General features: G+C 66.2%; 13 protein-coding genes and 1 pseudogene. 1 reads left to right on the forward strand and 13 read right to left on the reverse strand.

The window, feature by feature from the left end; all coding sequences use genetic code 11:
- From ACUJB0_RS31485 to fliF, 10 genes and pseudogenes are all read right to left on the reverse strand, one after another.
- Positions 1–261: pseudogene (locus ACUJB0_RS31485) on the reverse strand (flagellar biosynthetic protein FliO); the annotation flags it as partial.
- Positions 258–683, reverse strand: a complete 426-nt coding sequence (gene fliN, locus ACUJB0_RS31490) for a flagellar motor switch protein FliN (protein ID WP_161087895.1) — start codon at positions 681–683, stop codon at positions 258–260. The pseudogene ACUJB0_RS31485 and the gene fliN, both read right to left, overlap by 4 nt.
- Before the next feature lie 44 nt (positions 684–727).
- A complete protein-coding gene (fliM, locus tag ACUJB0_RS31495) occupies positions 728–1708 on the reverse strand; it encodes a flagellar motor switch protein FliM (RefSeq protein ID WP_117011634.1) in 981 nt (326 codons plus the stop codon).
- An 11-nt stretch (positions 1709–1719) separates the two neighbouring features.
- Entirely contained in the window at positions 1720–2244 is a 525-nt protein-coding gene (gene fliL, locus ACUJB0_RS31500) for a flagellar basal body-associated protein FliL (RefSeq protein ID WP_444848703.1), read from the reverse strand.
- Positions 2245–2448: 204 nt separating this feature from the next.
- Positions 2449–4113, reverse strand: coding sequence for a flagellar hook-length control protein FliK (locus tag ACUJB0_RS31505; RefSeq protein WP_444848704.1), 1665 nt, complete (start codon positions 4111–4113; stop codon positions 2449–2451).
- 33 nt (positions 4114–4146) lie between these two features.
- Positions 4147–4587, reverse strand: a complete 441-nt coding sequence (gene fliJ / locus ACUJB0_RS31510; protein ID WP_444848705.1) for a flagellar export protein FliJ — start codon at positions 4585–4587, stop codon at positions 4147–4149.
- A 36-nt stretch (positions 4588–4623) separates the two neighbouring features.
- Positions 4624–6039, reverse strand: coding sequence for a flagellar protein export ATPase FliI (gene fliI, locus ACUJB0_RS31515; RefSeq protein WP_444848706.1), 1416 nt, complete (start codon positions 6037–6039; stop codon positions 4624–4626).
- Between the two features lies 1 nt (position 6040).
- Positions 6041–6796, reverse strand: a complete 756-nt coding sequence (locus ACUJB0_RS31520) for a flagellar assembly protein FliH (protein ID WP_444848707.1) — start codon at positions 6794–6796, stop codon at positions 6041–6043.
- Positions 6796–7794 (reverse strand): flagellar motor switch protein FliG, encoded by a 999-nt coding sequence (gene fliG / locus ACUJB0_RS31525; RefSeq protein WP_008451337.1) that lies wholly within the window; start codon positions 7792–7794, stop codon positions 6796–6798. The genes ACUJB0_RS31520 and fliG overlap by 1 nt, the downstream gene beginning before the upstream one ends.
- Complete coding sequence (gene fliF / locus ACUJB0_RS31530; protein WP_444848708.1) at positions 7787–9541, reverse strand: flagellar basal-body MS-ring/collar protein FliF; 1755 nt, start codon at positions 9539–9541, stop codon at positions 7787–7789. Before fliF ends, fliG begins: the two co-directional genes overlap by 8 nt.
- 227 nt (positions 9542–9768) lie before the next feature.
- On the opposite strand from fliF, the gene fliE reads away from it, so the two are divergent.
- Positions 9769–10113 carry a flagellar hook-basal body complex protein FliE gene (gene fliE, locus ACUJB0_RS31535; protein WP_117011627.1) on the forward strand — a complete coding sequence of 115 codons (345 nt, stop codon included), beginning with the start codon at positions 9769–9771 and terminating at the stop codon, positions 10111–10113.
- Here the strand turns inward: fliE and ACUJB0_RS31540 are convergent.
- The 3 genes from ACUJB0_RS31540 to fliK form a co-directional block, all read right to left on the reverse strand.
- The gene (locus ACUJB0_RS31540; RefSeq protein WP_161100210.1) at positions 10110–10868 is read right to left on the reverse strand and encodes a flagellar brake protein; all 759 of its coding nucleotides are present in this window, start codon (positions 10866–10868) and stop codon (positions 10110–10112) included. The genes fliE and ACUJB0_RS31540 overlap by 4 nt on opposite strands.
- An 8-nt stretch (positions 10869–10876) precedes the next feature.
- Positions 10877–11206: an EscU/YscU/HrcU family type III secretion system export apparatus switch protein gene (locus ACUJB0_RS31545; RefSeq protein WP_161093220.1), complete on the reverse strand. Its 330-nt coding sequence runs from the start codon at positions 11204–11206 to the stop codon at positions 10877–10879.
- Positions 11203–12197, reverse strand: a 995-nt coding sequence (gene fliK, locus ACUJB0_RS31550) for a flagellar hook-length control protein FliK (RefSeq protein ID WP_444848709.1), incomplete at its 5' end; no start/stop codon positions are given. The genes ACUJB0_RS31545 and fliK, both read right to left, overlap by 4 nt.

Consider the following 12197-nt stretch of genomic DNA (forward strand, 5'->3'; position numbering starts at 1 on the left):
GCCGGGGGCTGGCGCGGCCGTCGTGCCGGCGGCCGTGGTGGCTGGAGCAACGGTCATGGCTGAGGCGGCAGGGGCGACGGTGGCAACCGCGGGAGCGGCAGGCGAAGCAGCCGGCGCGGCGGCTGCCGGCGGCGCGGCCACGGCCGGTGCGCTGGCCGCGTGCTGGCCGCCGATGGTGCCCGACACGCTGCGCTGGGCCATTGCAGGCGCGGCGGCCAGGGCCGCCGCGAGGATCAGGGTTGAGGTCAGTCCGTGCTTCATTTATTCAGTTTTCTGATACGTTCGGACGGCGTGATGATGTCGGTCAGCCGGATACCGAACTTGTCGTTGACCACCACCACCTCGCCCTGGGCGATCAGGCAGCCGTTGACCAGCACGTCCATCGGCTCGCCGGCCAGGCCGTCCAGCTCCACCACCGAGCCCTGCGCCAGTTGCAGCAGGTTCTTGATGGCGATCTTGGTGCGGCCCAGCTCGACCGTGAGCTGCACCGGGATATCGAGGATGAAGTCGATATCGTTATGCGTCTCGGTCTTGCTCGGCGTGCTGGAAAAGTCCGTGAACACGGCGGCGCTGGCCGCCTGGGCCTGCTGCTTTTCCAGCGCGGCCGCCTCGGCCTGCGCCTGCTCGGCGATGGCCGCGCCCCATGGGTCGTCGTCCATCGTATCGTCTTGATTATCCGACATGCTTCTCTCCTGTATTGCGGTCACCGGCGGCGGTTGCGCCGGCGTTATTTGATGTTATCGGCATTGGCGAGCAATTTCTCCACCTTCAGCGCGTATTGTCCGTTCATCACGCCGTAGCTGCAATCCATGACCGGCACGCCGTCGACGGTCGCCGAGATCATTTCCGGGATGTGCAGCGGGATGATGTCGCCCACGCGCATGTTGAGGATCTCGTCGAAATTGACCTTGGCCGTGCCCAGCGAGGCGACGATCTCCACCTCGGCGATCTGGATCTGCTGCGTCATCAGGCGGATCCAGCGCTTGTCCACTTCCAGCGCCTCGCCCTGCAGGCTGGAGGTCAGCGAATCGCGGATCGGCTCGATCATCGAGTACGGCATGCAGAAGTGGATCTGACCGGAGACCGATCCCAGCTCCACCGTGAAGGTCGACGCCACCACCACCTCGTTCGGCGTGGCGATGTTGGCGAACTGCGTATTCATTTCCGAGCGGATGTACTCGAACTCGACCGGATAGACCGGCTCCCACGACTTGGTGTAGGCCTCGAACACGATGTCCAGGATGCGCAGGATGATGCGCTGCTCGGTCTGGGTGAAGTCGCGGCCCTCGACGCGGGTGTGGAAGCGGCCGTCGCCGCCGAACAGGTTGTCCACCAGCAGGAACACCAGGCCCGGGTCGAACACCATCAGCGCGGTGCCGCGCAGCGGCTTCATGTGCACCAGGTTGAGGTTGGTCGGCACCACCAGGTTGCGGATGAACTCGGAATACTTGGAGACCCGCACCGAGCCCACCGACACCTCGGCGCTGCGGCGCAGGAAGTTGAACAGGCCGACCCGCAACAGGCGCGCGAAGCGCTCGTTGATAATCTCCAGCGTCGGCATGCGCCCACGGACGATACGTTCCTGGGTGGCCAGGTTATACGTTCGTACTCCCGCGACGTCTTCCTGCGCCTGGACGTCGTCCTGGTCGCCGTTGACGCCCTTCAGAAGGGCATCGACTTCTTCCTGGGAGAGAAAATTATCAGCCATGACTTTCTAACTTACTGAATGATAAACGAGGTGAACAGCACATCCTCGATGTCCTGCGGCGAGCCGCGGTCCTCGAAGGGTTCCTTGAGCTGGGCGATGATTTCCTTGGCCAGCTGGACTTTGCCATCCGGCGTGTTGATGTCCATGGCGCGCTTGCTCGACAGCAGCAACAGCATGCGGCTGCGCACCTTGGCCATGTTGTTCTTGACGTTTTCCTTCTCTTCCAGCCCGCCCACTTCCAGCGTGAAAGCGATCTGCAGGTACTGGTCGGCGCCGTTGTCGCCCGGCTGCAGGTTGACCGTGAACGGATCGACCGGCACGTATTCCGGCGGACCGGCCTTGGCCTTCTTGGCGTTCTTGTGCTTGTTCTTGGCCGGCGCCTCTTCCTCGGCCGCGTCGCCCTTGCCATGCAGGAAGAACCAGGCCGCACCGCCGCCGGCCGCGCCCAATACCAGGACCACCGCCAGGATGATGATGATCAGTTTTTTGCTGCCGCCGCCGCTGGGCGCTGCTTCAACTTTCTGATCGGCTTTCATTTTTGGGTTCGCTTTCAAAATTGCCCTTGCATGATGCGGAAGTGGAACATGACGCCATTATGTCATTATCGGTCGGGACTGCGGCATCGCATACGTCGAAAAGAGGGGCGATCCGGGTGCTGCTTGGCGTTTCCGTAGTGTAACAAACAACAAAACCGGGAAGGCTGGCTGGCCGGTCCCGGTTTTCGTCTCGGCCGCTGATGATCAGGCGAAGGTGTCGACCGCGCCGGCCGGCAAGCGGCGCGCCGGTGGAGCGCTGCGCGGCACGTCCACGCTGGCGCCGCTGTCGCCGCCGAAGCTGGCGCCGGAACGGCCGCCGCCACCATTGCCGCCGCTGTGCTGCGCCGAACTGGCCTGCTGGTTGAAGCCGTTGTTCTGGTCAGACATGCCGGCCGAGACGGTGGCGTTGCCCAGCTGGATGCCGGCCTCGCTCATCATTTCGCGCAGCTTGGGCATGGCCGACTCCAGCGCCTGGCGCACTTCCGGCTGGGCCGAGCTGAAGGCCGCGGTGGCCTGGTCCTTGTTCACGCTCAGCACGACCTGCAGCGGGCCGAGGTCGGGCGGATTCAATTCCATCGTGGCGCTCTGCTCGCCGCCGGCCGCCATGAAGATGATTTTTTGACCCAGTTGCTGGTCCCAGGCCTGGGTGCCGACGCGGCTGCTGAGCTTGTCCGTCGGCACGGCGGTGACGGCCGCCTTGGCCGCCTCCAGCGCCGATTGCGCGGTCGGCGCGATGGTGATGGCCGGGGCGGTTTCCTTCAGCACCGGGGCCGCTTCGGTTGGCTGGGTGCTCTTGCCGTTGAAGACCGGTTGCAGCGGATCGGACTGGCGCGGCGTGGTGTGGGCCACGTCGGCCGGTTTTTCCATGCCGGGGCCGACCTTGATCGGGGCGGCTGGTTCGGCCGGCGTGGCGGGCGCGGCGTCGGTGGTGTCGGACAGGGTGTCGACGATCGGGCCGTCCGGCACGGCGCTGACCGGCTTGTTGTCAGTGACGGCAGGCTTGGCGGCAGTGGCTGCTGCGGCGACGGTGGCGCCCGCCGTGGCGCTGGCGGCTGCTGCCTTGGCGGCTGCCGCTGCCGCGTCTGCGGCGGTTTGCGCGGCCGAGCCGGCTTTCGTCAGGGCGGCCTTGAAATCGGCGGCGGCGTTGGCGTCGGCACCGGCTTGGGCGGTTTTCAGCGTGTCGGCGTCCAGCGTGGCTGCGGCGGGCAGGGCGGCGGTGGCGTTGGCGTCCACGGCGGTGGCGGCCGTGTCATCGGCACCCGCGCCGGTTGCCGATGCAGCGGTGGCTGCGGCAGCCGTAGCGGCGGCTTCGGCGGCCAAGGCGGCGGCGCTCACAGCGCCGGCGGCATTGCCTGCCGAAGCGTCGGCCGTGCTGGCGACCGGTGCGGCGGCTGGTGCCGCAGGTTGATTGAAGGCTGCCACCAGGGCCAGCATGTCGGCCACCGGATCGGCCTGGGCGGCGGCTTGCGCATCGCTGGCCGCGTTGTCGGCGGATTCGTCGGCGCTGGCATTGCCGTCCTTGCTGTTGTTCTTGGCCTGGGCGGGCGCTGTGGGCGCCGGCTGGCTGTCATTTTTGGCGACGGCCTGGTTGTTGTCGGCCGCGTCGGCCTGCTGGTTCTGCGATTGGGCGGGCTTGGCCTGCTCGGCCGGCTTGGGCGCGGACGAGCGCGAGGCGGCGGGGCGCTCGGGCGCCTTGGCCACGATGGCCGGGCCGTTGCTGGCGTTGCCGGCCTGGCGCTGGTCCATCTCGCGCGACAGGGCGCGCTGGAAGGAGTTGTCGCCGCCGCCGGCGTTCAGATTCAGGTTGACCTTGGGCGCCGCCACTGCATTGGCGTTCAGAGTGGGAATTTGGAGATTCGGGGTTTGCATGATCGCGCCGTGTCGGTTGGTTGCGTCTGAATGTCAGCGTTTGTAATACGCCTGCCTTGCTGCGTGTTCGTCCATCTGCTTCTGGTCGCGCTTGTTTTCCAGCCTGAGCGCCTCGGCGTCCGCCCGGTCGTTCAGGGTGGAGTAGGACATGCGCTTGCGTTCGCTGGCCTGCCAGGCGGCCTTTTCCTGCTCGCTGCGGTACTCGGCGTGCTTGATCATGTCCTGCTGGCCCTTGACCGCCACGTCCAGCTTCTCCATGAAGGCCTGGAAATTGCGGTAAGCCATGGGCGTGATGCCGGCCTGCTGCGCCGCCTCGAAGCGTTTCGCATATTCCTCGCGATAGCCGACCAGCATCTGGTGCTTCTGCTTGGCCTCGTCCACGGCCTTCAGCGAAGCGCCCAGGCGCTTGGCGGCGTCGTCGGTTTCCCGGCGCGCCAGGTCCATCAGTGTTTCAAGTTGCGCTTTGGAAGCCATGATGCGTCAATTATAGGTGGCTGTTATCCGCGTCAATCAGTCGAATAGAGAGGTAAGTTGGGCCAAGCTCTCGCCCATGGTCACCCGTTCGGTGATTTGCTGCTGGAGGAAATTCTCTATCCGGTCGTGCAACTGGATGGCCTGGTCGAGCACCGGATCGCTGCCGGGCGCGTAGGCGCCGACGCTGATCAGGTCGCGGCTGCGCTCGTAGCGCGAGAACAGCTGCTTCAGGTGGCGCGAGCGGGTCTGGTGCTCGGGCGAGGTGATCGAGTGCATGGCCCGGCTGATCGACTGTTCGATGTCGATGGCGGGGTAGTGGCCGGCCTCGGCCAGGCGGCGGTTGAGCACGATGTGGCCGTCAAGGATGGCGCGCGCCGAGTCGGCGATCGGGTCCTGCTGGTCGTCGCCCTCGGTCAGCACGGTGTAGAAGGCGGTGATCGAGCCGCCGCCCATTTCGCCGTTGCCGGCGCGTTCCACCAGGATCGGCAGCTTGGCGAACACCGACGGCGGATAACCTTTGGTGGCAGGTGGTTCGCCGATGGCCAGCGCGATCTCGCGTTGCGCCATCGCGTAGCGGGTCAGCGAATCCATGATCAGCAGCACGTTCAGGCCCTGGTCGCGGAAGTGCTCGGCGATCGCGGTGGCGTAGGCCGCGCCCTGGAGGCGCATCAGCGGCGGCGTGTCGGCCGGGGCAGCCACGACCACGGAGCGGGCCAGGCCTTCCTCGCCGAGGATCTGCTCGATGAATTCCTTGACCTCGCGGCCCCGCTCGCCGATCAGGCCGACCACGATGATGTCGGCCTCGGTGTAGCGCGCCATCATGCCCAGCAGCACGGACTTGCCGACGCCGGAGCCGGCGAACAGGCCCATGCGCTGACCACGGCCGACGGTCAGCATGGCGTTGATCGAGCGCACGCCCACGTCCAGCGTCTCGGTGATCGGCGCGCGGCCCAGCGGGTTGGCGGGGCGGGTGTTGATGGGGGCGCTGTCGCTGGCGTGCAGCGGGCCCAGGTTGTCCAGCGGTCGGCCGGCGCCGTCCAGCACTCGGCCCAGCAGTTCGGGGCCGACCGGCAGGTGGCGCGCGCGGTCGCTCGGGCGGCGGCGCGGGTGGTTGACGGTGCCGGGCCGGGGAATGGCGGGCTCGACCGGGAACACGCGGGTGCCGGGCACCACGCCCTCGACATCGCTTTGCGGCATCAGGAACAGTTTTTCGCCCTCGAAGCCGACCACCTCGGCCTCGATCTTGCCGCCGGACGGCAGCGGCACGGTGCAGGCTGCGCCCACGGCCAGGCGCAGGCCGACCGCTTCCATCACCAGCCCGGCCACGCGCGTGACGCGGCCCGACACCTGCATCGGCTCGACGAAGCCGACCAGCGCGCCGCAGTCGTGCAGATAGGATTTCCAGCGGCCGGCGTGCGGACTGGCGGGGGCGAGGGGAGCGGCGGCGTCCATGTCAGGCCAGCCAGTCCACTTCTTTGCCGAGCGCGTGGCTCAGGCGCTGCCAGCGCGCGGCGGCGGTGGCGTCGATCTGGTTGCTGGCGGTATCGACCTTGCAGCCGCCACGGCCGACCTGCGGGTCCTCGACCACGCGCCAGCCGCCCTTGTCGAGCTCCTCGCCTATGCCGGCGCGCACCACGGCGGCGTCGTCGGGATGCAGCACCAGCAGCGCCGGCTGTTGCAGCACCGGCAGGTATTCGATGGCCTCGCGCACGATGGGCAGGATCAGCTCGGGCTTGACCTGGAAGGCGTTCTTCAGCATGCCCTTGGCCAGCTGCAGCGCCAGTTCCAGCACTTCGTTGGCGATCAGCTGGTCGGCGTCCTGCAGCGAGTTGCTGAAGTTGGCGGCGATGGCGCGCACATGCTCCAGCTCCTCGGCCGTGACCAGCTTGCCGGCCGCGATGGCGTCGGCGTGGCCGGCCGCGTGGCCTTCGTCGTAGCCGTCCTTGCGCGCTTCCTCGCGGATCGCTTCGAGCTCTTCAACGGTGGGGTATTCCATCGGCGGCGGCAGCGGCGGGCCCATTTCCAGCGCCTCCTGCTGTTCCATCAACGCCTCGTGCACGCGCTGCTCGGCGTCCAGGCGCGCCTGTTCGGCGTCGCGCTCGCGCTGCTCGGCTTCGCGCAGCGCCATCACGCTGGGGCGCTCGTCGCCAAACGAGGTCATCTCCCAGCGCTGGAACGCCGACTGCTGTTCTTTAGGTAACAGAGACATTAGACGAACGAATCCTCACCTTTACCGCCAAGCACGATCTGGCCTTCGTCGGCCAGGCGGCGGACGATCTGCAGAATCTGCTTCTGCTGGGTTTCCACCTCGGACAGGCGCACGGGACCCTTCGATTCCAGGTCTTCGCGCATCATTTCCGACGCACGGGCCGACATGTTCTTGAAGATCTTGTCGCGCAGCTCCTGCGACGCGCCCTTCAAGGCGATGATCAGCATTTCGGACTGCACCTCGCGCAACAGCAGCTGGATGCCGCGGTCGTCGATATCGATCAGGTTGTCGAACACGAACATCTCGTCCATGATCTTCTGCGCCATGTCGTTGTCGTAGTTCTTGATGTTGTCCATGACCGAGCCTTCCTGCTCGCCGGACATGAAGTTGAGGATCTCGGCCGCCGCGCGCACGCCGCCCAGCGACGATTTCTTGATGTTCTCGTTGCCCGACAACAGCTTGGTCAGCACGTCGTTCAGCTCGCGCAGCGCGGCCGGCTGCACGCCGTCCAGCGTGGCGATACGCAGCACCACGTCGTTGCGCAGGCGGTCGGTGAAGTGGCCGAGGATCTCGCAAGCCTGGTCGCGCTCCAGGTGGACCAGGATGGTGGCGATGATCTGCGGGTGCTCGTTGCGGATCAGCTCGGCCACGGATTGCGAATCCATCCATTTCAGCGACTCGATGCCGGACGCGTCCTTGCCGCCCAGGATGCGCGACAGCAGCACCGAGGCCTTGTCGTCGCCCAGCGCCTTGGTCAGCACCTGGCGGATGTACTCGTCCGAATCCAGGCCCACGGTGGAGGCGGCCGCGACCATGTCGCGGAAATTGTCCAGCGTGCCCACCACTTCCTCGTGCGGCACGTTCTTCATGGTCGCCATGGCGGCGCCCAGCTTGAGCACCTCGCGCGGGCCGAGGAACTTCATCACCTCGGCGGCCTCGCTCTCGCCCATCGCCAGCATCAGGATGGCGGCCTTTTGCAGTCCGGTATTCTCAGTCATTTGCGCCTATCCATTCTTTGATCACGTTGGCAACGATGCGCGGATCCTCGGTTGCCAGTTTCTTGGCCATGGCCAGGTTTTCGCGATAGCCGCGCGCGGTGTTTTCTTCCATCTTGCGCAGCTCTTCCTCGGCGATGAGGGCCTCGTCCGGGCCTTCCTCGATGATTTCCTCCGGCTCTTCCGGTTCCGGCTCCGGCGCGTTGATCTCGTCGATCTTCTTGAACACCGGCCGCATCATCGGCTTGACGATGCGCATCACGATGTACAGCAGGATCAGCGCGGTGATCAGGAACTTCGCCAGGTCCTTGGCCATCGGCAGGTTGGCCGGATCGCGCCACCACTCCGGCGGCGGCTCGAACGGCTTGTCGACGCCGTCGAACGGCGAATTGGCCACGCTGACGGCGTCGCCGCGGTCCTGGTTGTAGCCCATGGCCTGCTTGACCAGGTCGTTGATCTTGACCATCTCTTCTGGAGTATAGGCCTTGATGGTGACTTTGCCATCCTTGCCGATGATGCGCTTGTAGTTGACCACCACCGCCACCGTCAGGCGGCGCAGGCCGCCCATGCCGCGCTGCTCGTAGCGCACGGTCTTGTCGACTTCGTAGTTGGTGGTCGATTCCTTGTGGCTCGGGCCGGTGGCCGTGGTGTTGCTGGCCGCGCCCGGCGGCGTGCCCGGGGCCGGCGCGGTGCCGGTCGGCGAGCCGGCGGTCTGGGTCAGCGGCGCGGTGGCGGTGCCCGGCGGCTGGTTCGACAGCGCGCCCGGGATGCCGCCCGGATTGGTGGTGCCGGTGTTGCCGTTGGTTTCGCTGCTCTGCTGGCTGCGGATGGCCGAGGCGGCCGGCGGCGAGTTCGGCTTGTAGGTCTCGGCGGCCTGCTCGATCTGCGCGAAGTCGACGTCGGCGGTGGCCTCGGCGCGCACATTGCCTTCGCCGACGATAGGGATGATGATCGATTCGACCTGCTTGATGACCTGCAGCTGCATGTCCTTGACATACTTGAGCTGGGTCTCGTCCATGTTCTTGGCGTTCAGGCCGGCGTTGCCGTTCTTGTTCTGGTCGGAGATCAGGTTGCCGGCCTGGTCGATGACGCTGACGTTGGCCGGCAGCAGCTCCGGCACGCTGGAGGCGACCAGGTGGACGATGGCGGCGGTCTGCGACGGATCGAGCTGGCGGTTCGGGTGCAGCGTGACGATCACCGAGGCGGTTGGCTTCTGCTGGTCGCGCACGAACACGGACGGTTTCGGCAGCGCCAGATGGACGCGGGCGTTCTCGATCGCGGCCAGCGACTGGATCGAGCGCGCCAGTTCGCCTTCCAGCGCGCGCTGGTAGTTGACCTGTTCGAGGAACTGGGACACGCCCAGCTTCTGGTTCTCCATCAGCTCGAAGCCGACGTTGCCGCCCTTGGGCAGGCCCTGGGCCGCCAGTTTCAGGCGGATGTCGTGGACCTGGTCGGTCGGCACCAGGATGGCGGTGCCGTTCTCGGAAAACTTGTGCTTGACGTTGAGCTTGTCCAGTTCTGCCGTGATGGCGCCGCCGTCGCGGTCGGTGAAGTTGGAGAACAGCACGCCGTACTCGGGCGGCTTGTTCCACAGCCACAGGCCGAGCAGGATGGCCACGATGGCCGCCGCGCCGGCCGCGCGCAGGAAATTGCGGCCCATCGGGGTCTGGATAAAGGGCAGCTTCTCGGCACCGTCATCGGCGGCGTCGGCTGCTGCTGTGTCGTTGTCGATAGGTTCGGCTACGGCCATGATGATTGGTTTCCGGTGCGTGGTTCTAGAGAGAATGAGCCATTATTGCGTGACTGCGGGCAAATCAATCGGCCAAACAGAGCGCCGTTTACGGTCCTGCTCGGCCAAGGGGGCTGGTCACGGCCTTGGTATTCTGGCAGCACTGATAGAGCCGTGCCGTATTGTAACGCCGCGCCCGGCCATGTCGCGGAAATTTGTTCCACGACAGCAACAAGATGGAGTGTGAGATGAAAACAGGTGGAATTGACGGCAGCCAGATCCAGGCCATGATTGCCCAGTTGAAGGCGCACGCCACGCGTCCGGGGTTGACGCCGCCGGTGATCAAGACCGAGCCGGCGCCGGCCGCCAAGGTGGAGTTTTCCGACGCCTTGAAGAACGCGCTGGACGGCGTCAACGCCAGCCAGGTGCAGGCCGACGACATGGGCAAGAAATTCGCGATGGGCGACGACAGCGTCAGCCTGTCGGACATGATGGTATCGATGCAGAAAGCCAGCATCAACTTCCAGGCCACCATCCAGGTGCGCAACAAGCTCGTTTCAGCGTATCACGACATCATGAACATGCAGGTCTAAATCAGGCCGGCGATGCGGGCGTTGCGTTCGCGTTCCAGCTTGGTGATGTAGCGTTGCACGTACGACAGCATGCCGCGCGAGATGCCGACGAACTCGCAGCCGAGCCGGCGGTTGGTCTTGTTGTTGAGCAGGGTCAGGTCCAGCGAGTTGCGGATCTGGAGCGAGGTCGCCACCTGGCCGATCTCCGGCAGGTCGATGCGGCAGTCCGCGTAGTTGCGGCCGATGGCGTCGCCCAGCATCATCTTGTTGTCCAGGATGGCGATGCCGCCGCAGCTGATGTCGGCCAGCGGGAAGGTGGTGTTGCCGCCCAGCTCGTCCGGCAGCGGGATCAGCACCCGCACCGGATTGGTCACCGGCGTCGAGATGCGGTAGTACTCGCGCCGCTGCAGCCGGATCAGCGTCGGCGGCACGGCGATCTTGAACGCCGGGTTGCCTTGCCAGGTGGCCGCCTCGATGCGGTCGGCGGCGAACAGGATGCGCACCTTGTCCAGCGTGGTCTCGAACGACAGCCGGCGCGACGCCAGGATGCGCTTGTTCTGCTCGCGGTCGATCGAGCAATCCAGGTAGACGGTGTTGTTCGGCTCGTCCACTTCCAGGATGGAGGTCACGCAGACGTCGGCCTCACCATGGATCAGCATGCGGATCAACTGGTTTTTTTCGCCGATACCGCGCAGCAGGGAGGTGATCTCCTTCCGTGATTCGACTTCAAAATCGTGCCAGTTTTCCAATTCCGCATCCTGAAAGTGTGGGTACATCGTTCGCGTCAAATTTCTGTAAGAGGGATGCTGTCGGGCGCCGCCGGGAGCGGCAGGCCAGACTTTTGCGCTGATTCAATATGATATAGCCACGCTAATAGTTCCGCAATCGTCCGGTACAGCGTGGGCGGAATCTGTTGATCCAAGTCAACATCCATCAATAAAGAGACAAGTTCCTTGGACTCGTGGATGAACACGCCGGCCTCCAGCGCCACGCTGATGATCTGCTCGGCCACCAGCCCGCGGCCCTTGGCCACCACCTTGGGCGCCGGCGCGCCGTTCTCGTAGGTCAGGGCCACCGCCTGTTGCAGCGGACGGCGCGGCAGGTCGTCGGTCATGGCGATTCCTGCGCGATGGTGAGCGAGGACAGCGGCGCGCCGGCCGCCTCCATCGCCTGTTCCAGCTGGCCGGCGTAGGCGCGCAGCGTGTCGGCGGTGTCGCCGTCGTCGGCTTGCACCTGGATATGCACCTGGCCGCCGATCAGCGTGACGGCGGCCGACACCGCGCCCAGCATCGGGAAGCGGAAGCGCACGCCGCTGCGCCAGATCTGCTCGGGCTCGCCGTCGGCGCCGCCTTGGCCGTCGTCCTGGCGGCCGTTGCGCTGTTCGCGGCGGATTTCCCACTGCATCGGCTGGCCTGGCCAGGCTTCGCCGTTCCATTGCACCCGGCCCTGCTCGTGCGTGTGCAGTTGCTGGTTGATCAGCTGCGCCGCGCTCAGGTCGGGACCGTTGGTGGCGGCGCGCGCGGCGTTCTCGCCGCCCTGCAGCATGCGCTGCATCTGCGGCTCGCGCATCAGCTCGGGCAGGGTGCGCTCGCCCTTGGCCCATTCGGTGACATGCGATTCGTAGAACAGGCCGCTTTGCGAGATGGTGTCCTGCAGCTTTTGCGCCAGCTGTTCGGTGGCCGGCGCGGCGTTGCCGAACAGCGCGCTCTTGCCAACCAGCGCCAGTTGCGCGGCGCCGCCGCTTTGCGCCGCGCTGAGCACGGTGGTCAGCAGGCGGGCGGTGTTGCTGAGCGTGGCTTGCGGCGTGTTGGGATCGAGGTCGGGCAGTTCGTTGGCTGGCGTCAGCGGCGCCTTGCCCAAGAGCGTGGCGGCCAGGCTTTGCGGCTTGACGGCTTCGGCCGGGACCGCGCCGCCGCTGGCCGCCGTGGCCGCGCCGGCCTGGGCTGATGCATTGGCTTGGGCGGCGGCGGCCGGTGTGGCGGCCGCGCCTGGCAGATTCGCGGCGGGCGTCGCGGTGCCGGCACTGGCCGTCTGCGGGGTGGTGGCGGGACGGCCCGTTGTTGCGGCCTGCTGATCGGCTGCCTCCGCGCCGGCCGCCCCGGCTG

It is taken from the genome of Duganella caerulea, assembly GCF_040362985.1.
GTDB classification, from domain to species: domain Bacteria; phylum Pseudomonadota; class Gammaproteobacteria; order Burkholderiales; family Burkholderiaceae_D; genus Rugamonas; species Rugamonas vulcania.